The organism is Microbacterium sp. CFH 31415 (genome assembly GCF_022538185.1).
In the GTDB taxonomy this organism is placed as follows: domain Bacteria; phylum Actinomycetota; class Actinomycetes; order Actinomycetales; family Microbacteriaceae; genus Microbacterium.
The window spans coordinates 181,423-203,891 of record NZ_JAKYXC010000002.1 but is presented as its reverse complement, the minus strand read 5'-3'; the positions used below and the strand labels follow the sequence as shown (position 1 = coordinate 203,891).

At 69.8% G+C, this 22,469-nt stretch carries 25 protein-coding genes; 8 read left to right on the top strand and 17 right to left on the bottom strand.

What is annotated here, in order from left to right; genetic code table 11:
• Positions 1-55: 55 nt before the first annotated feature.
• Entirely contained in the window at positions 56-787 is a 732-nt protein-coding gene (locus MK786_RS01875) for an exonuclease domain-containing protein (protein WP_241110557.1), read from the top strand.
• A 60-nt stretch (positions 788-847) separates the two neighbouring features.
• On the opposite strand, the gene MK786_RS01870 is transcribed toward MK786_RS01875, so the two are convergent.
• From MK786_RS01870 to glgA, 3 genes are all read right to left on the bottom strand, one after another.
• On the bottom strand, positions 848-1,099 hold the full coding sequence (locus MK786_RS01870) for a type B 50S ribosomal protein L31 (RefSeq protein ID WP_241110556.1): 252 nt from the start codon (positions 1,097-1,099) through the stop codon (positions 848-850).
• Between the two features lie 123 nt (positions 1,100-1,222).
• A complete protein-coding gene (locus MK786_RS01865) occupies positions 1,223-2,008 on the bottom strand; it encodes an ABC transporter ATP-binding protein (RefSeq protein ID WP_241110555.1) in 786 nt (261 codons plus the stop codon).
• A gap of 10 nt (positions 2,009-2,018) precedes the next feature.
• Positions 2,019-3,212: a glycogen synthase gene (gene glgA / locus MK786_RS01860; protein WP_241110554.1), complete on the bottom strand. Its 1,194-nt coding sequence runs from the start codon at positions 3,210-3,212 to the stop codon at positions 2,019-2,021.
• A gap of 76 nt (positions 3,213-3,288) precedes the next feature.
• On the opposite strand from glgA, the gene MK786_RS01855 reads away from it, so the two are divergent.
• The 3 genes from MK786_RS01855 to MK786_RS01845 are packed head-to-tail and all read left to right on the top strand — an operon-like array spanning position 3,289 to position 5,955.
• Positions 3,289-4,533 (top strand): glucose-1-phosphate adenylyltransferase, encoded by a 1,245-nt coding sequence (locus MK786_RS01855; RefSeq protein ID WP_241110553.1) that lies wholly within the window; start codon positions 3,289-3,291, stop codon positions 4,531-4,533.
• Positions 4,534-4,578: 45 nt separating this feature from the next.
• Positions 4,579-5,223, top strand: a complete 645-nt coding sequence (gene serB / locus MK786_RS01850) for a phosphoserine phosphatase SerB (protein WP_241110552.1) — start codon at positions 4,579-4,581, stop codon at positions 5,221-5,223.
• Positions 5,224-5,262: 39 nt separating this feature from the next.
• On the top strand, positions 5,263-5,955 hold the full coding sequence (locus MK786_RS01845; protein WP_241110551.1) for an alpha/beta fold hydrolase: 693 nt from the start codon (positions 5,263-5,265) through the stop codon (positions 5,953-5,955).
• A 22-nt stretch (positions 5,956-5,977) separates the two neighbouring features.
• Here the strand turns inward: MK786_RS01845 and fabG are convergent, their stop codons facing one another.
• On the bottom strand, positions 5,978-6,688 hold the full coding sequence (gene fabG, locus MK786_RS01840; RefSeq protein ID WP_241110550.1) for a 3-oxoacyl-ACP reductase FabG: 711 nt from the start codon (positions 6,686-6,688) through the stop codon (positions 5,978-5,980).
• A 111-nt stretch (positions 6,689-6,799) separates the two neighbouring features.
• Between fabG and MK786_RS01835 the strand changes: the two genes are divergently transcribed.
• The 4 genes from MK786_RS01835 (at position 6,800) to MK786_RS01820 (ending at position 8,887) form a co-directional block, all read left to right on the top strand.
• Positions 6,800-7,288, top strand: coding sequence for a DUF4190 domain-containing protein (locus MK786_RS01835; protein ID WP_241110549.1), 489 nt, complete (start codon positions 6,800-6,802; stop codon positions 7,286-7,288).
• A 71-nt stretch (positions 7,289-7,359) separates the two neighbouring features.
• Positions 7,360-7,785, top strand: coding sequence for a DUF3099 domain-containing protein (locus tag MK786_RS01830; protein ID WP_241110548.1), 426 nt, complete (start codon positions 7,360-7,362; stop codon positions 7,783-7,785).
• A complete protein-coding gene (locus MK786_RS01825) occupies positions 7,782-8,012 on the top strand; it encodes a hypothetical protein (RefSeq protein ID WP_241110547.1) in 231 nt (76 codons plus the stop codon). The genes MK786_RS01830 and MK786_RS01825 overlap by 4 nt, the downstream gene beginning before the upstream one ends.
• Before the next feature lie 20 nt (positions 8,013-8,032).
• Positions 8,033-8,887 carry an SURF1 family protein gene (locus MK786_RS01820; protein WP_241110546.1) on the top strand — a complete coding sequence of 285 codons (855 nt, stop codon included), beginning with the start codon at positions 8,033-8,035 and terminating at the stop codon, positions 8,885-8,887.
• A gap of 79 nt (positions 8,888-8,966) precedes the next feature.
• Here MK786_RS01820 and MK786_RS01815 read toward each other — a convergent pair whose 3' ends face one another.
• The 13 genes from MK786_RS01815 to sufB all read right to left on the bottom strand — a co-directional run bounded on the left by MK786_RS01815 (position 8,967) and on the right by sufB (position 22,348).
• A complete protein-coding gene (locus MK786_RS01815; RefSeq protein ID WP_241110545.1) occupies positions 8,967-10,565 on the bottom strand; it encodes an ABC-F family ATP-binding cassette domain-containing protein in 1,599 nt (532 codons plus the stop codon).
• Positions 10,566-10,724: 159 nt separating this feature from the next.
• Complete coding sequence (locus tag MK786_RS01810) at positions 10,725-11,771, bottom strand: ABC transporter substrate-binding protein (RefSeq protein ID WP_241110544.1); 1,047 nt, start codon at positions 11,769-11,771, stop codon at positions 10,725-10,727.
• Positions 11,772-11,792: 21 nt separating this feature from the next.
• Entirely contained in the window at positions 11,793-12,614 is an 822-nt protein-coding gene (locus tag MK786_RS01805; protein ID WP_241110543.1) for an ABC transporter ATP-binding protein, read from the bottom strand.
• Positions 12,611-13,630, bottom strand: coding sequence for an iron chelate uptake ABC transporter family permease subunit (locus MK786_RS01800; protein ID WP_241110542.1), 1,020 nt, complete (start codon positions 13,628-13,630; stop codon positions 12,611-12,613). The genes MK786_RS01805 and MK786_RS01800 overlap by 4 nt, the downstream gene beginning before the upstream one ends.
• Positions 13,627-14,637, bottom strand: a complete 1,011-nt coding sequence (locus MK786_RS01795; RefSeq protein WP_241110541.1) for an iron ABC transporter permease — start codon at positions 14,635-14,637, stop codon at positions 13,627-13,629. Before MK786_RS01795 ends, MK786_RS01800 begins: the two co-directional genes overlap by 4 nt.
• Complete coding sequence (locus MK786_RS16410) at positions 14,634-15,578, bottom strand: siderophore-interacting protein (protein ID WP_241110540.1); 945 nt, start codon at positions 15,576-15,578, stop codon at positions 14,634-14,636. The genes MK786_RS01795 and MK786_RS16410 overlap by 4 nt, the downstream gene beginning before the upstream one ends.
• Before the next feature lie 44 nt (positions 15,579-15,622).
• Positions 15,623-17,005 (bottom strand): MFS transporter, encoded by a 1,383-nt coding sequence (locus MK786_RS01785; RefSeq protein ID WP_241110539.1) that lies wholly within the window; start codon positions 17,003-17,005, stop codon positions 15,623-15,625.
• Positions 17,005-18,159: a MalY/PatB family protein gene (locus MK786_RS01780; protein ID WP_241110538.1), complete on the bottom strand. Its 1,155-nt coding sequence runs from the start codon at positions 18,157-18,159 to the stop codon at positions 17,005-17,007. Before MK786_RS01780 ends, MK786_RS01785 begins: the two co-directional genes overlap by 1 nt.
• Before the next feature lie 75 nt (positions 18,160-18,234).
• On the bottom strand, positions 18,235-18,564 hold the full coding sequence (locus MK786_RS01775; RefSeq protein WP_127475313.1) for a metal-sulfur cluster assembly factor: 330 nt from the start codon (positions 18,562-18,564) through the stop codon (positions 18,235-18,237).
• Between the two features lie 9 nt (positions 18,565-18,573).
• Complete coding sequence (gene sufC / locus MK786_RS01770) at positions 18,574-19,368, bottom strand: Fe-S cluster assembly ATPase SufC (RefSeq protein WP_241110537.1); 795 nt, start codon at positions 19,366-19,368, stop codon at positions 18,574-18,576.
• Between the two features lie 45 nt (positions 19,369-19,413).
• Positions 19,414-19,743, bottom strand: coding sequence for a non-heme iron oxygenase ferredoxin subunit (locus tag MK786_RS01765; RefSeq protein ID WP_241110536.1), 330 nt, complete (start codon positions 19,741-19,743; stop codon positions 19,414-19,416).
• Complete coding sequence (gene sufD, locus MK786_RS01760; RefSeq protein WP_374200397.1) at positions 19,740-20,930, bottom strand: Fe-S cluster assembly protein SufD; 1,191 nt, start codon at positions 20,928-20,930, stop codon at positions 19,740-19,742. Before sufD ends, MK786_RS01765 begins: the two co-directional genes overlap by 4 nt.
• Positions 20,930-22,348, bottom strand: a complete 1,419-nt coding sequence (sufB, locus tag MK786_RS01755) for a Fe-S cluster assembly protein SufB (RefSeq protein WP_241110534.1) — start codon at positions 22,346-22,348, stop codon at positions 20,930-20,932. Before sufB ends, sufD begins: the two co-directional genes overlap by 1 nt.
• Between the last annotated feature and the right edge of the window lie 121 nt (positions 22,349-22,469).

The window sequence follows — 22,469 nt, the reverse complement described above, 5'->3', positions numbered from 1 at the left end:
GCGGTGCCGGAGCGCCTCGAACGCGTTGTCGGACGGGGCCCATACCGTGTGGGGCATGGTTCGATGGCAGCCCGAGACACTGTCGCTCTTCGACACTCCCGAGTGGCTTCGCGTCGTCGGGGTGTTCGACCTCGAGACGACTGGGGTCGACGTCGCCACCGACCGCATCGTGACCGCCCATGTTGGCGTACTCGACGCCTCGGGGGCCGTCATGAGCGCTCGCGACTGGCTCGCCGATCCCGGAGTCGAGATCCCCCAGGGCGCGACCGCGGTGCACGGCATCACCACGACCCACGCCCGCACGCACGGACGCCCCGCCCCCGTCGTCGTCGGCGAGGTCGTCAGCGCCGTCCGGGGGCTGCTCGATGCGGGCATCCCGGTCGTCGCCTACAACGCACCGTACGACTTCTCGCTGCTCAAGCACGAGGCGCTGCGGCACGGCATCGATCCCATCGCGGACCCATCCCCCGTGATCGATCCGCTCGTCGTCGACAAGGCGTACGACCGCTGGCGGCGCGGCAAGCGCACCCTGTCGGTCGTCGCGGAGCACTACGCCGTGCGACTCGACGGCGCGCACGACGCCTGCGCCGACGCGGTCGCCGCGGGCCGAGTGGCTCAGGCGCTCGCCGAGCGCTTCGCGCCATGGCTGCCCGCGACGGTGCACGAGCTGCACACCCGGCAGATCGCGTGGGCGCGTGCGCAGGCTGCGAGCCTGACCGACTACTTCATCCAGATCGGGCGGCTCGACCCCGATGATCGCCTCGACGGCAGCTGGCCGATCCGCTGACCAGCGCATGCCCGGGAACGGCGAAGGCCCCGCCGAAGCGGGGCCTTGCACGTGGGCTGCTTACTTGGAGCCGAAGTTCTTGAAGCGCTGGTTGAACTTCTCGACGCGACCGGCCGAGTCCATGATGCGCTGCTTTCCCGTGTAGAACGGGTGCGACGCCGACGAGATCTCGACGTCGATGACGGGGTACTCGACGCCGTCGAGCTCGACCGTCTTGTCGCTGGTCACCGTCGAACGGGTGAGGAAGGTCTCGCCCGAGCCGAGGTCGCGGAACACGACCGCCTGGTAGTCGGGGTGGATGTCAGTCTTCATGGGAAGTCCTTTGAAAGTGGTGCCCTGGATTTTGCCAGGACGGACAAAGTCTGAGGTGCGAGCGCACCAAAGAGCGATTCTATCAGCCTCCTGGCCCCGACGCGGAATCGAGACCGAGTTCTGTCAGTGCGCGGCGCGCGCCGCGTACCGCCCGTCGTGCTCGGTGAGCTGGATCTGCACGCCGAACGTCTCGGTGAGGTTCTCGGCGGTGAGGGTCTGGCGCACCGGTCCGGCGGCCACTGCACGGCCCTCGCGGAGCAGCAGGACGTGCGTGAATCCGATGGGGATCTCCTCGACGTGGTGGGTCACCATGACCATCGCGGGAGTCGTGGGGGCCTGCGCGTAGCCGCTGAGCAGCGTGAGCAGCTCTTCGCGCGCACCGAGGTCGAGGCTCGCTGTCGGCTCGTCGAGCAGCAGCAGCTCGGGGTCGGTCATGACCGCGCGTGCGATCTGGACGCGCTTCTGCTCGCCGTCGCTCAGCGTGCCGAACGTGCGGTCGGCGAGGTGGTCGAGCTTCCACTCGGCGAGCACGCGCAGAGCGCGACGCTCGTCGATGTCTTCGTAGTCCTCGCGCCAGCGGCCGAGAACCGAGTACGCGGCAGTGAGCACGACGTTGAGGACCGTCTCCTCCGGCGGGACGCGGCGAGCCATGGCAGAGGACGCGAAGCCGATCCGCGGACGCAGCTCGAACACGTCGGTGCGGCCGAGCCGCTCCCCCAGGATCGAGACGACACCCGACGTCGGGTGCATGAGAGTGTCGGCGAGCTGCAGCACCGTGGTCTTGCCGGCGCCGTTCGGCCCCAGGATCACCCAGCGCTCGTCATCGCTGACGGTCCAGTCGAGGTGGTCGACGATGTCCTTGGCGTTTCTGCGGACGACGACGTCGGAGAATTCGAGCACCTGCGGCATGTCGTCCAGCCTATCGGCCGTCGGCGGCGACCTCCGCGTACAGCGCCGCGGTCTGCTCGGCGATGCTCCCCCAGCTGAAGTCCTCGGTGGCCCTCGCGCGCCCTGCCGCGCCATACGCCCGCGCGCGCTCGGGATCGCTCACGACCTCCGTCAGCACTCGTGCCAGATCGGCCACGAAGCGCGCCGGGTCGGTCGGCGTGCCGGTTCCGTCCTGCGCCTGGTCGATGGGCACCAGGCGTCCGGTGACGCCGTCGAGGACGACCTCCGGGATGCCGCCGGTCGCTGTGCCCACGACGGCGGCGCCGCACGCCATCGCCTCGAGATTGACGATGCCCAGCGGCTCGTACACCGACGGGCAGACGAACGTCGTGGCGGCGGTCAGGATCGTGCACAGCTCGTGGCGCGACAGCATCCGATCGATCCATACGACACCCTCACGGGTCTCCTGCAGTCCGCGTACCAGCCCCTCCACCTCCGCCATGATCTGCGGCGTGTCGGGCGCGCCCGCGCACAGGACGACCTGCACGTCGGGTGGAAGCAGCTCTGCCGCACGAAGGAAGTAGGGCAGCCCTTTCTGGCGCGTGATGCGCCCGACGAACACGACGGACGGTCGCGACGCGTCGACGCCCAGCTGTGCGAGCAGGTCGGGATCGTCGACCGGATGCCACGACTCGACGTCGATCCCGTTGTAGATGACGCGGACCTTCGCGGGATCGAGCGCCGGGTAGCTGCGCAGGATGTCCTGGCGCATGCCGTCGCTCACGGCGACGATGGCCGCGGCGCCCTCGTACGCCGTCTGCTCGATCCAGCTCGAGACCGCGTACCCGCCGCCGAGCTGCTCGGCCTTCCATGGCCGGAGTGGCTCGAGACTGTGCGCCGTGACGACGTGCGGGATGCCGTGAAGGAGCGACGCCAGGTGTCCGGCGAAGTTCGCGTACCAGGTGTGGCTGTGCACGACGTCGGCGCCCGCGACATCGGTCACGATCTCGAGGTCGGTGCCGAGCGTCTGCACGGCCGCGTTCGCGGAGGCGAGCTCGGCCGGCACACCGTACGCGGACGTCCCCGCCTCGTCGCGGTCGGCGCCGAACGCCCGGACCCGCACGTCGATGCTCTGCCGCAGCGCCTTCACCAGTTCGGTGACGTGCACGCCGGCTCCGCCATAGATCTCCGGCGGGTACTCCTTGGTCACGATGTCGACGCGCATGGGACGCAACCTAGTACACGAGTCATCCCGCGTGTAGCCGTTGGGCCCGATCGGGATGCGGGCCTAGGGTGGTGCCATGCCTGCAGCGCCGAAGGTCTTCGGAATCATCCTCGCCGGCGGCGAGGGAAAGCGTCTCATGCCGCTCACCGCGGACAGGGCCAAGCCGGCGGTGCCGTTCGGCGGCCAGTACCGGCTCATCGACTTCGCGATCTCGAACCTCATCAACTCCGGCCTGCGGCAGGTCGTCGTGCTGACCCAGTACAAGTCGCACAGCCTCGACCGCCACATCTCCCAGACGTGGCGGATGTCGGCGCTGCTCGACTCGTACGTCGCCTCGGTGCCCGCCCAGCAGCGCCTGGGCAAGCGGTGGTTCTCCGGCTCGGCGGACGCGATCCTGCAGAGCCTGAACCTCATCAACGACGAGCAGCCCGACATCGTGGTCGTCATCGGCGCCGACCACGTGTACCGCATGGACTTCCGTCAGATGCTGGCCGCCCACATCGACTCGGGCGCGCGCGCCACGGTCGCCGGCATCCGTCAGCCGATCTCGCTCGCCAACCAGTTCGGTGTGATCGACGTCGACAAGTCCGACCCCACGCGCATCAACGAGTTCCTCGAGAAGCCGCAGAACCCGACCGGGCTGGCCGACTCCCCAGGCGAGGTGCTGGCGTCGATGGGCAACTACATCTTCGACACCGACGCGCTGATCGAGGCCGTCGAGGCCGACGGCGAGCTGCCGACCTCCAACCACGACATGGGCGGCGACATCGTGCCGTACTTCGTCGGCCGCGGCGAGGCAGGCGTGTACGACATGAACCGGAACGACGTTCCGGGCTCGACTGATCGCGACCGCTACTACTGGCGCGACGTCGGGACGATCGACTCGTTCTTCGACGCCCACCGGGACCTCATCTCGACGCTGCCGGTGTTCAACCTGTACAACACCGACTGGCCGATCCACTCGCAGGCGGTGAATTCGCCGCCCGCGAAGTTCGTGCGCGACTCGGTCGGGCGGATCGGCAACTCGATCGACTCCATCGTCTCGCTCGGGTCCGTGCTCTCCGGCACCCACCTCGAGCGCAGCGTCGTCGGTCCATGGACGCTCGCGGGAGGCGGCTCGACGATCACCGACTCGGTGCTGTTCGACCACGTGCAGGTCGGCGCGGGCGCGCGGATCCACCGCGCGATCCTCGACAAGAACGTCGTGCTGGCCGACGGGGCCACCGTCGGCGTCGACCGCGATCGCGACCTGGCACGGGGCTACACCGTCACCGACAGCGGCATCACCGTGGTCGGCAAGGGCATCCACGTCGAACGGTGACCGCCGGTTTGGGGTCTCGTGTGCCCGCGGCGCTAGCGTGGAGGGATGCCTGCACCCGCCCACGCCCGATTCCTCGTCGTGCTCGACGCCGACTCGACCCTGATCCGCAACGAGGTCATCGAGCTCATCGCCGATGAGGCCGGACGCGGTCCCGAGGTCGCCGCGGCGACGGAGGCGGCTATGCGGGGGGAGGTCGACTTCGCGGCCAGCCTGCGGTCGCGGGTCGAGCGGCTCACCGGCGTCCCTGTGACGGCGTTCGCGAACGTGCTCGACCGGATCGAGCCGACGCCCGGAGTGCGCGAGCTCATCGACGCCGTGCACGCGCGCGGCGGTGCGGTGGGCGTCGTGTCGGGCGGGTTCCACGAGATCCTCGACACAGTCGCGCCGTCTCTGGGTGTCGACGTGTGGCGGGCCAATCGCCTCGCAGTGGCCGGCGACACACTCACCGGGGTCGTCGACGGCGACATCGTCGACGCCGAGGGCAAGGCGGCGGCGCTGCGCGAGTGGGCATCGGCGGCGGGTGTGCCGCTGGCTCGCACGATCGCCATCGGCGATGGCGCGAACGATCTGAAGATGATGGATGCCGCGGGCCTCGGCGTCGCCTTCAACGCCAAGCCGGCGGTGCGCGAGCGCGCCGACGTGGTGGTCGGCCCCGTCGACCTGGCCGAGGTGATCGCGCTGCTGCCCTGAGCTGCCGGAATGTCGGCGACCCTCGATAGCGTCGCCGTCATGGACATCATCCTCGTTCCCGGTCTCTGGCTCGACGCGGGGTCATGGGACCCCGTGGTTCCCGCGCTCCGACAGGCGGGCCACACGCCCCGCCCCCTGACTCTTCCGGGCGTCGGCGCGCCGGCGGCCGAGTCGGCCGACATCGGCATCCAGGACTGGGTCGATGCCGTCGTGGCCGAGGTCGACGCGTCGGCCGGCCCGGTCATCCTCGTGGGGCACAGCGGCGGGGGCAACGTGGTGTGGGCCGCTGCCGAGGCGCGCGCCGATCGCGTGGCCCGCGTGGTGTTCGTCGACACCGTGCCGCCCCCATCAGGGGGAAGCATCTCCGAGTTCGACGTGATCGACGGTGTGATCCCGTTCCCGGGCTGGGAGTCCTTCGACGAGCCCGACGTCGCCGACATCGACGCCGAGACCCGTGCGACCTGGGCGCAGCGCACGCGCTCCGTCCCGGCCAGGGTGCCGACCGACGAGGTGCGGTTCGAAGGCACGGCGCGTCATGCGGTCCCCGTGACCATCCTCTCCGGAGGCATGGACGAGGCGGCCTTCCGCGAGGCGATCGCCCAGTGGGGGCCGTACGGCGCCGAGTTCGACGCGATCGCCGATGCCGAGGTCGTCGCGCTGGGTTCGGGCCATTGGCCGCAGTTCTCTCAGCCTGAGCGTCTGTCGAGTGCGCTCATCGCCGCGGTGCGCTGAACGACGGATCGGCCGGGCGGGGTCAGTGCCCCATCCCGAGACCGCCGTCCACGGGGATGACAGCGCCCGAGATGTAGGCGGCATCGTCGGACGCCATCCACGTGACGACGCCCGCGACCTCGTCCGCCGTGGCGAAACGGCCGGCGGGGATGCTCTTCTTGTACTCGGCCTGTGTGGCGTCGCCCAGCTCTGCCGTCATATCCGTCTCGATGAACCCGGGTGCCACGACGTTCGCAGTGATCCCCCGCGCGCCGAGCTCGCGGGTGAGCGAGCGGGCGAAGCCCACGAGCGCGCTCTTCGAGGCTGCGTAGTTGATCTGCCCGGCCGAGCCGTACAGTCCCACGACGCTCGAGATCAGGATGACGCGCCCCCAGCGTGCCCGCAGCATTCCCTTCGACGCGCGCTTGACCACGCGGAACGCTCCTCCGAGGTTCGTCGCGACCACGCTGTCGAAGTCGTCCTCGGTCATGCGCAGCAAGAGCGTGTCCTTGGTGATGCCGGCGTTCGCGACCACGATCTCGACAGGACCCAGAGCCTGTTCGACCTCGGTGAAGGCGGCGTCGACCGCCGCGGCATCCGTCACATCGGCGCGCACCGTCAGCGTGCCCTCCGGACCCTCGCCGGAACGAGCGGTCACGGCGACCTTGTATCCCTGCGCCACGAAGCGCTCGGCGATGGCACGGCCGATGCCGCGGTTTCCGCCGGTGACGAGGACGACGCGATCGCTGGACATGATGAGGCTCCCGGAGGGTTGTGACGGATCCGGACCAGCCTAGTCGCGCAGCGTTTGACACCCCACGCCGTGCGCTGGAACGCTAAGAGCAGTCTCGAGAAAGGTCAGCCCGTGAGCGACAACACCCCCGACGCGCCCGCACCCGACCCGGCGGCGCAGCCCGGCGCCGGGTACCCACCGCCGGCAGCACCGGCGTATGGCGCCCCCGCCCCCTACGGCGCACCCCAAACGCCCCCGACGTACGGAACGCCTCAGGCACCGTACGGCGCAGCCCCGCAGTACGGCGCCGCGCCGCAGTACGGGGCCCCCGCCTACGGCTACGGCGCACCGGCCAAGACCAACGTGCTCGCAATCGTCTCGCTCATCGCGTCGATCGTCGGATTCATCGGAATCCTGCCGTTCATCGGATCTCTCGGCGGCATCATCACCGGCCACATCTCGCTCAACCAGCTGAAGACCAACGGCGAGAACGGCCGCGGCATGGCGCTTGCCGGCACCATCGTCGGGTATGTCGGCCTCGCGCTGTGGATCCTCGGCACGATCCTGTTCTTCGCGTTCTTCGCCTGGGCCATGGACCAGGGCACCGTCTACAGTTCCTGACCGCTCGCGGCCTCTGCAGGCGCCCTCGAGGGGACGTCGGCAGGGGCCGCGCGGCGTAGTCTTGAAGGACGGTGAAAAGTTCGAGTCGGCCCCAGTCCGCCACGTCGCTGCCGCGTGCGCCACGTGACGATGTCGACGCGCGATCGACCAGGTATCTGCTCACCATGGGCGTCCGCGTCGCCTGCTTCATCCTGATGGTCGTCATCACGCCGTACGGCTGGTACACGTGGGTGTTCGGTGCCGCGGCCATCTTCCTCCCCTACATCGCGGTCGTCCTCGCCAACGTCGGCCAAGAGGCCCGGCGCAACCGCCGGGAAGACCCCGAGCGCGCACTCCCCGCCGCGCCCGCCCCTGCGGGCGGTCCCCGCGCGGGCGACGTGATCCGCATCGACGAGACGCCGGCTATCGACGGGGCGTCGCCTGCCTCTGCAGCCGCGCCTCCGTCCGGAGCCGCCGAGCCGGACACGACCGACGACCGCCCGGACGGCACCGCATGAGCCTCGCGCAGGACGAGCCCGTCGCCTCCGCGACCTGCTCGAGGGCAGGATGCCGCGCCGAGGCGACATGGCGGATCGACTGGCGCAATCCGCGCATTCACACCGCCGACCGCACGAAGACCTGGGTGGCGTGCGACGAGCATCGTGACTACCTGCGTGAGTTCCTCGCCGCACGCGACTTCCCCGTCGCGGTGGAGCCGTTGCGCGCGAGCGGAGCGGCCCGGTGACCGCCCGTCGCGAAGTCAGCATGCAGTCGCTCCCTCGTGCCGGTCGCTGGGCGATCTACATCTCGCTCGCGGTCGTCTTCGCGATCGCCTGCGCATTCCTGTCGAACTGGCAGTTCACCCGCAATGAGGAGCGCTCCGCGCAGCTCGCCCTCGTCGAAGCGAACTACGACGCCACGCCCGTTCCCCTCGGCGAGCTGATTCCGGCCGGTGGCGCGCTCGACCCCGGAGACCAGTGGCACCCGGTGCGCCTGGTGGGCGAGTACGTCGCCGACGACGCGCTGTTGGTGCGCAACCGGCCGCATGGTGGGACCTCGGCTTTCGAGGTGCTCGTGCCGTTTCGTCTCCTGGACGGTCGCGTGCTGCTCATCGACCGCGGCTGGGTGCCGCCGGGCGACGACCAGCCCGAGCCCGATGCGGTCCCGGCCCCGCCCGAGGGCGAGGTGACCGTGATCGCACGGCTCAAGCCCGGCGAGCCGCTCCCGTCGTCGGGGCGCTCCGCGCCCGATGGCCAGGTGCCGACGATCCACCTTCCGCTCGTCGCGGACGCCGTCTCCGCCGACGTCGGTCGTGCGCTCGAGCTGAGCGCGTACGGAGTGATGGCCTCGGAGGATCCCGCGGCCGCCGACCGCCCCCAGGCGCTCGCGTCCCCGTCCGAAGACCCGGGCCCGCACCTCTCGTACGCGATCCAGTGGATCCTCTTCGCGGTGATGGGTTTCGTGTTCATCGGCTACGTCATCCGCACCGAGCGGCTCCATCGCCGCGAAGACGCCCAGGACGAGCCGGAATCGGATGCCGCTCCCCCGCGTCCGGCATCGCGCCGACGTGATCGCGATGCCGAGGATGAGGACGCCCTCCTCGACGCCGCGGGCCGCTGACGCCGGGGATCACGCGAGCGTGGTGGGTTTCGCTACGCCGCGGCTGAAGCCGCGGCTACTCAACCACCGGGAGTGCTGATCACGCGAGCGTGATCAGATCGGCGTAGTCGCGGCCCCAGATGTCCTCGACACCGTCGGGCAGGATGAGCACGCGCTCGGGGTTGAGCGCCTCGACAGCGCCTTCGTCGTGCGAGACGAGCACGACCGCGCCCTCGTAGTGCGACAGCGCACCGAGGATCTCCTCGCGGGAGGCGGGGTCGAGGTTGTTGGTCGGCTCGTCGAGCAGCAGCATGTTCGCGCTCGAGACGACGAGCGTCGCCAGCGACAGCCGGGTCTTCTCGCCACCGGAGAGCACCCCGGCGGGCTTGAGCACGTCGTCTCCGGTGAACAGGAACGACCCCAGCACCTTGCGGGCGTCGGTGGCGGTGATGTCCGGCGCAGCCGACATCATGTTCTCGAGGACGGACCGCGAGACGTCGAGATTCTCGTGCTCCTGCGCGTAGTAGCCGACCTTGAGACCGTGACCGGGTTCAATCCTGCCGGTGTCGGGCTTGTCTACGCCCGCCAGGATCCGAAGCAGCGTGGTCTTGCCGGCGCCGTTGAGCCCCAGGACGACCACCTTCGAGCCGCGGTCGATCGCGAGGTCGACGTCAGTGAAGATCTCGAGCGAGCCGTACGATTTCGACAGCCCAGACGCCATGAGCGGCGTCTTTCCGCACGGCGCGGGCTTGGGGAAGCGCAGCTTGGCGACCCGCTCCTCCTGACGCACGTCGTCGAGACCCGACAGCATCTTCTCGGCGCGCGCGACCATCTGGTGCGCGGCGGCGGCCTTCGATGCCTTCGCGCCGAACCGGGCGGCCTGCAGCTGCAGCGCCGTGGCCTTCTTCTCGACGTTGGCGCGCTCCTTCTTGCGGCGCTCCTCGTCGGCCACCCGCTGGCGCAGGTAGTTCTTCCAGTTCATGTTGTAGACGTCGATGACCTGACGGTTCGCGTCGAGGTAGAACACGCGGTTCACCGTCTCGCCGACGAGCTCGACATCGTGGCTGATGACGATGAGCCCGCCCTTGTAGCCCTTGAGGAACTCGCGCAGCCACACGACGCTGTCGGCGTCGAGGTGGTTCGTCGGCTCGTCGAGGATCATCGACTCGGCATCGGAGAACAGGATGCGCGCGAGCTCGATGCGTCGGCGCTGACCGCCCGAGAGGGTGCGCAGCGGCTGGTCCAGGATGCGGTCCGGCAGTGACAGGTTGTGCGCGATCGAGGCCGCCTCCGCCTCGGCTGCGTAGCCGCCGAGCGCCTCGAAGCGCTCGGTGAGGTTCGCGTACTTGCGCATGGCGCGGGCCGCGGCAGCCGGATCATCACTGCCCATCGCGACGGATGCCTCGTGCATGCCGAGGGCGAGGGTCCCGAGACCGCGGGCGTCGAGGATACGCGTTCTGGCGAGCATCTCGGGATCGCCCGAGCGGGGGTCCTGCGGAAGATAGCCGAGCTCCCCGATGCGATCGACCTTGCCGTCGGACGGCAGCAGGTCGCCCGCGAGCACCTTCGTCAGTGTGGTCTTGCCGGCGCCGTTGCGGCCCACCAGCCCGACCTTGTCGCCCGCCGAGACGCGGAACGACACGTCGGACATGAGCACGCGGGCGCCCACGCGAATCTCGAGGTCGTGCACGGCGAGCACAGCGGAAGTCCGATCCGTCGATGGAGAAGGGGAAGCGGCCGAACGGCCAGCCTCCCAGTATAGGCGGCGGAGACGGTGCGGCTGCCGGGCGCCGTTCCCGCCTCGGAACGACGGGAGCCCCGGCCAGACCGGCGGGGCTCCCGCGCGAGGGTCGAGAGATCAGCCCTGCGCCGCGGAGGCAGCGGCCGCGGCGGCCAGCTGCTCGACGATGTCGGGAAGGATCCAGGGCAGGGTGAGCGCAGTCGGAGAGATCGCGGCGACGTTCTCCTCGCCGACGATGGCTGCGACGGCGCCGGTCCCGACGGCGGGGATGAGCGCGGCGCGGTCCGACGCCAGGAAGTCGTCGATGTCGGCCTGCTGCTCGGCCTGCGTGAAGAGCACGTCCGCGTCGATCTGATCGAGGTTCTCGCTGCTCACGGTCGTGTAGAAGGTCGACTCGCCGCTGTCGAGCGCGGTCACGGAATCGGCGCTCGTGAAGCCCAGGTCCTCGAGGATCTCGACGCGCGGGTCTGCGGGCAGGTACAGGTAGAACGTGTCGACGTCGTCGTCCGCATAGGCGATCGAGAGGCCCTCGAACTCCGGGTGCTCGGCCGCGGCGTCAGCGATCTGCTGATCGAGGTCGGCCAGCACGGCGTCCGCCTCATCCGCCAGGCCGAGCGCGCGACCGGTGTCGCTGATGACGTCACGCCACGGCGTGGCCCAGAGCGCCTCCTCCGGCGCGATCACCGGGATGCCGGCGCCGGTGACGGCGTCGTACTCCTCCTGCGTCAGTCCCGAGTACGACGCGATGAGCACGTCGGGGTCGGTCGCCAAGAGTTCCTCGACCGACAGCTCGTATGCCGAGTTGTCGAGGATGACGGGGGGCTCGCCGCCGAGCTCGGCGACCGCCTCGTCGACCCACGGGGTGATGAGGTCGTCTCCGCCGCCGTACTCCGACGACGGGATCGCGACGGGCACGATTCCGAGCGCGAGGACGGCGTCCGTCGCACCCCAGCCCCACGTGGCGATGCGCTCCGGCGCCTCGTCGAGGGTGGTCTCGCCGTAGATGTGCTCGAAGGTCACAGGGAAGCCGTCGGAGGCGGCGGCGTCATCCGAGCCGGAGGACTCGGGCGCAGCGGCGCCGGCGCAGCCGGAGAGCACGAGGCCGCCGGCCAGCGCGATCGCGACCGCGGTCAGGGCGCTGAGGCGCAGGTGTGGAGTGGACATGGGGTCATCCTTTCGATCGCGTCAGGCCTCGTCCGCTGCGGCGTGGGCGCCGCCGGGGACGGGGATGACGAGGGGGGTGGAGGTGAGGGGGTCGGGGATCACGAGCGCGTCGAGATCGAAGGCGTTCGCCACGACGTCGTGGGTGAGGACGTCGGCCGGTGCGCCGTGCGCGACCACCCGCCCGCCGCTCATGACGACGAGGTCGTCCGCGTACCGCGCGGCGAGGTTCAGCTCGTGCAGGACGACCACGATGGTCGTGCCGTCCGTGCGGTTCAGCGTGCGCAGCAGATCCAGGACTTCGATCTGGTGGCTCAGGTCGAGGAACGTCGTCGGCTCGTCGAGCAGGAGCACGCGCGGCTCCTGGGCGAGGGCCATGGCGATCCACACGCGCTGACGCTGACCGCCCGACAGGTCGCCGACGGGCCGGTCGGCCAGCGCGGCGACACCGGTCTTAACCATCGCATCGTCGACCCGGGCGGTGTCGGCGGCGCTCCACCGCTGGAAGACGCCGCGATGCGGGTGGCGGCCGCGCGAGACGAGCTCCGCGACCGTCAGGCCGTCGGGTGCGGTGGGATGCTGCGGCAGCAGCCCCACACTCTGAGCGAACCGGCGGCGGGGCAGGGTCTGGATGTCGATGCCGTCGAGCTCGACGCTTCCGGCGAGCGGCTGGTTCACGCGGGCGAGCACGCTCAGCAGCGTCGACTTGCCGCAGGCGTTCGCGCCGATGACCATCGTGATGCGGCCGGGGGCGAAGTCGAGATCGAGATCTTCGATCACCCGCCTGCCGGGGTAGCCGGCAGCGAGCCCGCGGGCGCTGAGGCGCGGTGCGGATGCGGAGGTCACAGGTTGCGTCCTTTCGAGGTCGCGAGGAGCCAGAGGAGGAAGACCGCGCCGATGGCACCAGTCACCACGCCCACCGGCACCGACAGGCCGGGCAGTGCGAACTGAGCGATGAGGTCGGCGGCGGCGAGCAGGCCGGCGCCGACGGCGGCGCCCGTGCCGATGCCGACGGCGCCGTGGCCGAGCAGCGGCCGGGCGATCGCCGGGGCGCACAGTGCGATGAAGCCGATCGGGCCGACGAACGCGCACGTGACCGCGGTGAGCAGCACGGCCGTCAGCACCGTCACCACCCGCACGCGCGAGGCCTTGACCCCGAGCGAGGCGGCGGTCGGCGCGCCCATCTGCGTGATCGGGAGCCAGCGTGCGCAGGCCACCACGGCCGGAGTGCACAGGACCACGACGACCAGCACGGTCAGGACGCTCCACCACGGCGTTGAGGAGAGGCTGCCCGTCAGCCAGATCAGCGCCGCCTGGGCGAGCTCGACCTGTGCGCGGACCATGAGGTAGTTCGTGATCGCGACCGTCAAGAACGCGATGCCGATGCCGGCGAGGATCAGGCGGTATCCGCCGTCCGCGCGGTGCCGGCCGGCCAGCAGCAGGAACGCGGCCACCGCGAGGCCGCCCAAGAATGCGGCGACGGCCAGCACCGGACCGCCCATCCCCAGCGTCAGGATGCCGAAGACGGCCGCTGCCCCGGCGCCCCCGCTGATGCCGAGCAGGTCGGGACTGGCGAGCGGGTTGCGCAGAAGTGACTGGAGCAGCCCGCCGGCCGCGCCGAGAGCGGCGCCGACGACGAGAGCCATCACCAGCCGCGGAGCGCGCACCTGGAAGATGACGTACGACTGCACGCGGTCTCCCCCGCCCCACAGGGTGCCCCAGACGTCGGCAGGGGCGATGGGATAGTCGCCGATCGAGAGCGAGAGCATCGCGAGGAGCACGAGGGCGACCATCACCGACGAGACGACGAGCGAACGGCGGCGGCCCACCCGGGCGCGGACCTTCAGAACCGAAGCGGTCACAGGGTCACCCGCCCACGCCGGAGGACGAGCGAGATCAGCACGGGAGCGCCGACGAACGCGACCACGAGGCCGGCCTGCACCTCGCCCGGCAGGGCGATGACGCGTCCGAGCACGTCGGCGGCAAGGAGCACGGCGGCCCCCGCGGGTGCGCCGATGGCCAGCAGCCACCGGTAGTCGCCCCCGATGACGGCGCGCAGCGCGTGCGGCACGAGCAGCCCGAGGAAGACGATCGGCCCGGCGATCGCGGTCGCACTGCCGCACAGCAGAACGGTGGCGACGATGCCGAGCGTGCGGGTGCGGGTGACGCTGTGCCCGAGCCCGGTGGCGGTGTCGTCACCGAGGGCGATGAGGTCCAGGCCGCGGGCCGACGTGAAGGCGATGACGGCGCCGACCAGGATCGGGAGCACCACGACGGCGACCGTGTCGAGACCGCGGTTGGTGAGGCCCCCGACCTGCCAGTAGCGGAACACGTCGAACGCGGTGATCGACGTCGTGAGGATCAGAGTGCTCACGGCGGTGAGCCCGGCGGTGACCGCGGCGCCGGTGAGAGCCAGCTTGGCGGGATTGGAGCCGTCGGCGCCGCGTGAGCCGATGACGGCGACGGCGACCGACGCGACTGCTGCACCGATGAAGGCGAACCACACGAAGCCCGACGGCGCAGTGATGCCCCACAGCGTGATCGCGGCGAGGACGGCGACGGACGCACCGGCGTTGACGCCGAGCAGTCCCGGATCGGCCAGCGGGTTGCGGGTGAGGCCCTGCATGAGCGTGCCGGCGAGGGCGAGCGACGCCCCGGCGAGGATGCCGATCACTGTGCGGGGCACACGCTGGGTCAGGATCACGCTGTGGTCGGCGAGTGACGTGTCAGGTCGCAGGAGGGCGTCGATCGCCACGGACGGTGCGACGGGTCGCGCACCGATCATGAGGCTCACCAGGACCATGACCACCAGAAGCGCGATCGTGGTGAGCAGAACGAGCCTCCCGCGCCGGTCGCGGGCCGTGGTCATTCCTGCCGCTCGGCCTGTCCGAGCCGCCAGTACCCCATGAAGGCGACCCGCTTCCGGTCCACACCGCAGCCCTGCACGAGGAGACGGCGCAGGCCCTTGACCATGGCGGCCTCGCCCGCGATCCAGGCGTAGAACTCTCCCTCGGATTCCTCGGGGCTGTCCCACAGCAGATCGGTGTCGACATCGACGTCCGCGAGCTCCTGACGCCGAGGCGCGGCGGCGCGTGCCAGCGTGTCTGCGGCGGTCGTCGACCACGCGGTGACGGCCTCGGTGAGAGCGGCTCCGTGGTCGCGGTCATCGCGCGCGAGCCATGTCACACGGAAGCCCGGGGCGACCTCGAGGGTGAGGGCGTCGGCGCGGGTCGGCACCTCGATGAAGGCGTCCACCTCGAACGAGGCGTCGAGCGACTCGAGGATCGAGCCGATGGCGGGCGCTGCGGTCTCGTCGCCGGCGAGCACGAGTCGACGCGCGGTGCCCGGGTGCCAGTCCAGACCGAGGCGATAGCCGTCGCTGCGCCGATCGGGTCCGACGATGACGATCTCGTCGCCGACCGAGGCCGACTCGGCCCAGCTGCCCGCGGGGCCGGCGCCATGGTGCACGACGAAGTCGACGTGCAGCAGACGCGCGTCGGCATCGATGCGGCGGACCGTGTAGGTGCGCAGCGGGCTGCGCGATTCGGTCGGGATGCCGCGCCACGCGGCGTACCAGTCGCCCGCGTCGATCATGGCCTCGTCGTGCTGGCCGATGTCGCTGAGCGACCCGTCCGAGAGCGGCAGGATGAGCTTGATGCGCTGGTCGAGGCCGGCCGTGCCGAACACGTCGAAGTCGGGCCCGGTGAACGCGACGCGAACGAAGTGCGGCGACAATCGGTGCACATCGGCCACGGTCGCGATGTAGGGGCGATACGCGGGCCGCGTGCTGACGGCGATCGAGGTGCTCACATAGTAAGGCTAGCCTTACCAACCCTGCTTCCCAAATTCTCCCGTCATGAATGACGGGAGACCGGTGACGTCTCGTGCGCGTGCCCCATCCGCAGGCCCGGGACCAGCGCGAGCAGCGCGAGCACCGTCGCCATGGCGAAGACCGCCGGGAAGCCGGCATCCGTCCCCATGAGAGTCGTGAAGACGAGCCCCATGATCGCTATGGAGGTGGCTGCGCCGACCGAGTCCGAGATGGAGAGCGCCGAGGAGTTGAAGCCCTGATTCTGCGGAGTCGAGTAGGCGAGGGTCAGGACCGTGAGTCGCGGGTACATGAGACCCATGCCCGCACCGGCGAACGCCCACCCGAGGATGATCACCGCCGGATGGAGGCCGAACAGCGCAGTGGCGCCGGCCAGCAGGGTCGAGGTCGTCAGCAGCGCCGTGCCGATCAGGGTGATGCGCGCGTTGCCGAGCCGGTCGCCGATGCGGCCCTGCACATCGGCACCTGCCGCCCAGGCGACCGCGCCCGCTGTGAGACCGAGACCCGCCCACGTCGGTGAGAAGTCGTAGTGATCGATCAGCAGATACGGAACGTAGATCTCGGCACCGAACAGCGCTCCTGCGATGAGTCCGCGCATGAGGACGACGCTGGGCAGACCGCGGCGCGCGAGAAGTGTCCCCCTGGGCAGAAGCGGCCGCGAGGCGAGAGTGATGACGACAGCGGATGCCGCGACCACCACCCACGCGTAGACGCCGAGCTCGCCGGCCAGACTGAGCGCCAGGGCGCCGGCTGCGACGGCGACCGCACACGCCATGCGCGGGCCGACGCGGCCGGTGGCGGGATCGTCGGTGTGGAGCGGAAGCCCGTGCAGACGCAGGACCACCATCGCGAAGGCGATGACGGTGAGAGCTGCGACACCCAGGAACACCCACCGCCAATGGAGGAACTCGGCTACCGCGCCGGCGAGGAACGGGCCGATGAGCGACGGGACCACCCACGCCGCAGAGAACGCCGCGAACACCTTGCCGTGCATGGTCGCGGGATAGACGCGCGCGACGACCACGTACAGCGCGACGGTCTGGCCGCCGGTGCCGAGGCCTTGAACGAGCCGGCCGGCCACGAGCAGCGGCATGGCCGTGGCGAGCCCGGCGATGACGAGTCCGATGACGAACAGCACGACGGCGGTCGTCAGAGGGGCGAGCACTCCCCCGCGGTCGCACCATGCGCCCGCGGCGACCATTCCGATCACGCTCGTCGCGAGAGTGCCGGCGAACGCCACGGCGTAGAGGGCGTGACCGTCGAGGTCGTCGCTGACCACGGGCATCACCGTCGTCACGGCCAGCGCCTGCATCGCCGCGAGGAAGATGAGGGCGACCGCCCCGACGGTCACCCAGACGTACCGCGACTGCCAGATCCCCGTCTCGGTCTGGACGGGTGCGGCGCTCATCAGACCAGGCTACCCACCCGCCGGATCGCCTCGGTCAAGAGCTCGGGGGAACACCCGAAGTTGATCCGCACGTGCCCCTTGCCCTCCTCGCCGAAGAACGGGCCGAGATGGAAGGCCACCTTCGCCTCCCGACGGATCTTCACCGCGGGGTTGTCGCCCCACCCGACGCCTGCGAGGTCCACCCACGCCAGGAAGCCGGCATCCGGGATCCGATATCGTGCGGCGGGCACGTGCTCGGCGAGCAGCTCCGCGAGGAGCCGACGGTTGTGGTCGAGTGCCGAGAGCTCCGCATCGAGCCAGGGATCGCTCTCCTCCGAGAAGGCGGCGACCGCCGCGAGGGCGCCGAACAGACCGGTGCGCCACTCGACCTCGTCTGGAAGCGAACGGACCGTCGCTGTGGTGGCGTCGTCGGCGGTGACCATGAGCGCGCACTTGAGACCAGCCAGATTGAACGCCTTGCTCGCGCTGACCACTGCGTAGCCGATGCGCGCGGCGACGGGTGAGGCATCCAGGAAGGGGGTGAAGGTCGCGTCGTGGTGCGTCAGGGGGGCGTGGATCTCGTCGCTGATCACGGTCGCGCCGTACGCCGCGGCGAGCTCCGCGAGTGCCGCCAGCGTCTCTCGCGCGTGCACGGTGCCGGTGGGATTGTGCGGATTGCAGAGCAGGATCGCCCGCGCTCCGCCGGCGAAGGCCGCCTCGATCCCGGCCAAGTCCAGCTCCCACCCGGTGCCGTGGTCGATCAGCGGCACGCGCTCGACCACGCCGCCCGCCTCGGGGACGCACTCGAAGAACGGCGGATACACCGGGGGCGTCACGATCACGCGGTCGCCCGGCGCGATCGTGTGGCGCAGGATCTCGACGATCGCCATCATCACGTCGCATGTCGTGCGGATGCGTGCCGGATCGGCGCTCCACCCGAACCGGCGCTGCGCGAATCCCGCGTACGCGGCTGCGACGCCGGCATCGGGCGGGGTGTACCCGGTGTCGCCGAGGGCGACAGCCCGGGTCAGCGCGGCCGTGACTGCGGGGGCCTGCGGATAGTCCGTCTCGGCGACGAAGAACGGCAGCACGTCGTCGCCGTACTTGCGCCACTTCGTGCTCGTCCGCTGTCGCAGCTGGTCGAGGGGAAGGGCCTGCAGGGGGGCGACGCTCATGCGCTCGACCATATCGAGCGCGCCCGCGCCGGCACGCACCCGCCGTCATCGAGTGAAACGCCGAGCATCTGGACGTCAGATGGCGAAGCCCAGGGCCCTCATCATGTCGCGGCCGTCATCGGTGATCCGCTCCGGACCCCACGGCGGCATCCAGACCCAGTTGATGCGGAAACGATCGACGACCTCGTCGAGAGCCTGGGCGGTCTGCTCCTCGAGCACGTCGGTGAGCGGGCAGCCGGCCGACGTCAGGGTCATGTGGATGACCAGCGCGTCGTTCTCGTCATCCCAGCCGAGGTCGTAGATGAGGCCGAGGTCGACGACGTTGATCCCCAGTTCGGGGTCCATGACGTCCTTGAGAGCCTCGGTGACCTCGTCGTACTTCTCGGGCGTGAGCGTTGCGGTCATGTAACGATTCTATGCTTCGGTGCCCACGGGGGCGTCGGCCGGCTCTTCCTCGCCGGTGGGGAGGTAGCGGTCGTAGCCCTCGTCCTCGAGGCGGTCGGCCAGCTCGGGGCCACCCTCTTCGGCGATGCGTCCGCCCACCATGACGTGGACGAAGTCGGGGCGGATGTAGCGCAGGATGCGCGTGTAGTGCGTGATGAGAAGCACACCCAGGTCATTGTCGACCTTGGCGCGGTTCACACCCTCCGAGACGATCTTGAGCGCATCGACGTCGAGTCCGGAGTCGGTCTCGTCGAGGATCGCGATCTGCGGCTTGAGCAGCTCGAGCTGGAGGATCTCGTGGCGCTTCTTCTCGCCGCCGGAGAAGCCCTCGTTCACGTTGCGCTGGGCGAACTTCGGGTCCATGCGCAGCGCCTTCATCGAGGACTTGACCTCCTTCGTCCACGTGCGGATGGACGGCGCCTCGCCGTCGATGGCCGTCTTGGCGGTGCGGAGGAAGTTCGTGACGGTGACGCCGGGGATCTCCACCGGGTACTGCATCGCGAGGAACAGACCGGCCCGGGCGCGCTCGTCGACCGACATCTCCAGGACGTCCTCGCCGTCCAGCGTGATCGTGCCGCTTGTGACCGTGTACTTGGGGTGACCGGCGATCGTGTAGGCGAGCGTCGACTTGCCCGAGCCGTTGGGGCCCATGATGGCGTGCGTTTCGCCGGTGCGGATGGTGAGCGTCACGCCGTTGAGGATGGGAGTGGTTCCGGCATCCGTCTCGACCGTCACGTGGAGGTCGCGGATCTCGAGGACAGACATTCAGGCTTCTCTTCTCATTGTGCGGGCGGTCGGGTCCGTGAGGAGCTATCCGACCGGCTTCTTCACGTCGGGATCGATGAGCACGTCGTCGCCGTCGATGACGACGGCGAAAACCGGGACGGGCTCGTAGGCGGGGAGATTGAGCGGCTTGCCGGTGCGCAGCGAGAACGCCGAGCCGTGGGCCCAGCACTCGAGCGTGTCGCCGTCGACGAAGCCTTCGGAGAGGGAGATGTCGCCGTGGGTGCAGGTGTCGCCGATGGCGTGCACCTCGCCGGCGGAGTCGAGCACGACCGCCATCGCGACACCGTCGATCTCGACACGGCGGGCCTCGTCCTGGACGAGCTCGCTGAGGGCGCACGCGCGCTGAGCGGTCATCGGGCCACCCCCTGCGCGAGCTCTTCCTCGATCGCGGCGAACAGCTCGTCCTCGAGGGCGGGAACGCCGATCTTCTGAACGATCTCGGCGAGGAAGCCGAGCACGACGAGACGGCGCGCCTCGTCCTCCGCGATTCCCCGAGCCTGCAGGTAGAACAGCTGCTCGTCATCGAAGCGGCCGGTCGCGCTGGCGTGACCGGCACCGCGGATGTCGCCGGTCTCGATCTCCAGGTTCGGGATCGACTCGGCGCGAGCCCCGTCCGTGAGCACCAGGTTGCGGTTCGCCTCGTACGAGTCCGTTCCGACCGCGTCGGGTCCGATCAGGACGTCGCCGATCCAGACGCTGCGGGCGCCCTCACCCTGCAGCGCGCCTTTGTACAGCACGTCGCCGCTGGTCTCGGGGCCCTTGTGATGCAGGTAGACCTGGCTTTCGAGGTGCTGCCCCGCGTCGGAGTAGCTGAGGCCGTAGAGCTCGCCACGCGCACCCGCGCCGGCGAGCTCGACGCTCGGGTTCACCCGCACGACACCGCCGCCGAAGCTGACGACGATGTGACGGAGCGTCGCATCGCGATCGACCCGGGCCTGGTGGGATGCCGCGTGCACCGCGTCGTCGTCCCATCGCTGCACCGACACCACCGTGAGGTGGGCGCCGTCGCGGACGATGATCTCCACGTTCTGCGCGTGCTGCGCGGTTCCGGCGTGATGGAACACGATGGTGGCGTGGGAGTTGGCCTGCGCCTCGATGACCACGTGCGCATGGGCCAGGCCGCCGGTGCCCTTGAGATCGATCATGATCGGCTCGCGGATCTCGACGCCGGCGGGGATGCGCAGCAGCGGTGCCTCCGACTCCTGTCTCCACGCGATGGCGCTGGGGAGGTCTTCGGGCTGGAACACCTCGCCGCGGGGGGCGGTGCCGTGCGTGAGGCGCTCCTGCACCAGCGTGTCCGGCGCGTCGACGTTCACCTCGATGACGCCGTGGGGTCCGGCCTCATCGACGTAGAGCGCGGCCAGCTGAGCGACTGGAGTGTGCTTCCAGTTCACCTCACGGCCGGTGGGCGCGTCGAAATCGGAGGGGTCGAACGAGCGCAGGCGCTCGTCGCGGGTCTGCACCGGCACGAACGCGCCGGCACCATCGGTATGGCCCTGCGCACCGGGGACGGTGACAGGGGCCTGGGTCACGGAGCTCACTATCCGACGGATCCTTCCATGCCCATCTCGATGAGCTTGTTGAGTTCGAGCGCGTACTCCATGGGCAACTCGCGGGCGATCGGCTCGATGAAGCCGCGCACGATCATCGCCATGGCCTCGTCTTCGGGCATCCCGCGGCTCATCAGATAGAAGAGCTGCTCCTCGCTGACCTTCGAGACCGTGGCCTCGTGGCCGAGCTGCACGTCGTCGACGCGGATGTCGATCGCGGGATAGGTGTCGGAGCGCGAGATCGTGTCGACGAGCAGCGCATCGCAGCGCACGGTGTTGGCCGAGTGGTGCGCGTTCGCGTCGACGCGGACCTCGCCGCGGTAGCCGGCGCGGCCGCCGCCGCGGGCGATCGACTTGGAGACGATCGACGACTGCGTGTACGGCGCCATGTGGATCATCTTCGCGCCGGCGTCCTGGTGCTGACCGGGGCCCGCGAAGGCGACAGACAGGGTCTCGCCCTTGGCGTGCTCTCCCATCAGGAAGATGGACGGGTACTTCATCGTGACCTTCGAGCCGATGTTGCCGTCGATCCACTCCATCGTCGCGCCCTCGTGGGCGACGGCCCGCTTGGTGACGAGGTTGTAGACGTTGTTCGACCAGTTCTGGATCGTCGTGTAGCGCACGCGGGCGTTCTTCTTCACGATGATCTCGACGACGGCAGAGTGCAGCGAGTCGGACTTGTAGATCGGAGCCGTGCAGCCCTCGATGTAGTGGACGTACGATCCCTCGTCGGCGATGATCAGCGTCCGCTCGAACTGGCCCATGTTCTCGGTGTTGATGCGGAAGTACGCCTGCAGCGGGATCTCGACGTGCACGCCCGGCGGGACGTAGACGAACGAGCCGCCCGACCAGACCGCGGTGTTCAGCGCGGCGAACTTGTTGTCGCCTGCCGGGATGACGGTGCCGAAGTACTCCTCGAAGAACTCGGGGTGCTCGCGCAGCGCGGTGTCGGTGTCCATGAAGATGACACCCTGCGCCTCGAGCTGCTCGTTGATCTGGTGGTAGACCACCTCGGACTCGTACTGCGCGGCGACGCCCGCGACGAGTCGCTGGCGCTCGGCCTCGGGGATTCCCAGGCGCTCGTACGTGTTGCGGATCTCTTCGGGAAGCTCCTCCCACGACCCGGCCTGCTTCTCGGTCGAGCGCACGAAGTACTTGATGTTGTCGAAGTCGATCTCGCTGAGATCGGCGCCCCAGGTCGGCATCGGCTTGCGGCCGAACAGCTGATAGCCCTTGAGACGGGTCTTCAGCATCCATTCCGGCTCGCTCTTGAGGGCCGAGATGCCGCGGACGACGTTCTCGTTGATGCCGCGCTGCGCGACGGCACCCGCGGCGTCGGTGTCGTGCCACCCGAACTCGTAGACACCCAGGCCATCCAGCTCCGGGCGGTCGATCAGCACATCAGACATCGTCACGTTCTCCTCCGGGCTCTAGCGGTGTCATCCGCCCCGGCATTCCGGCTCCTCCGGTGGAGTTACCGGAGGGGGATGCCGCTCGTGGGCCCTCTCATTCGGCGCAGACCATCGCGCC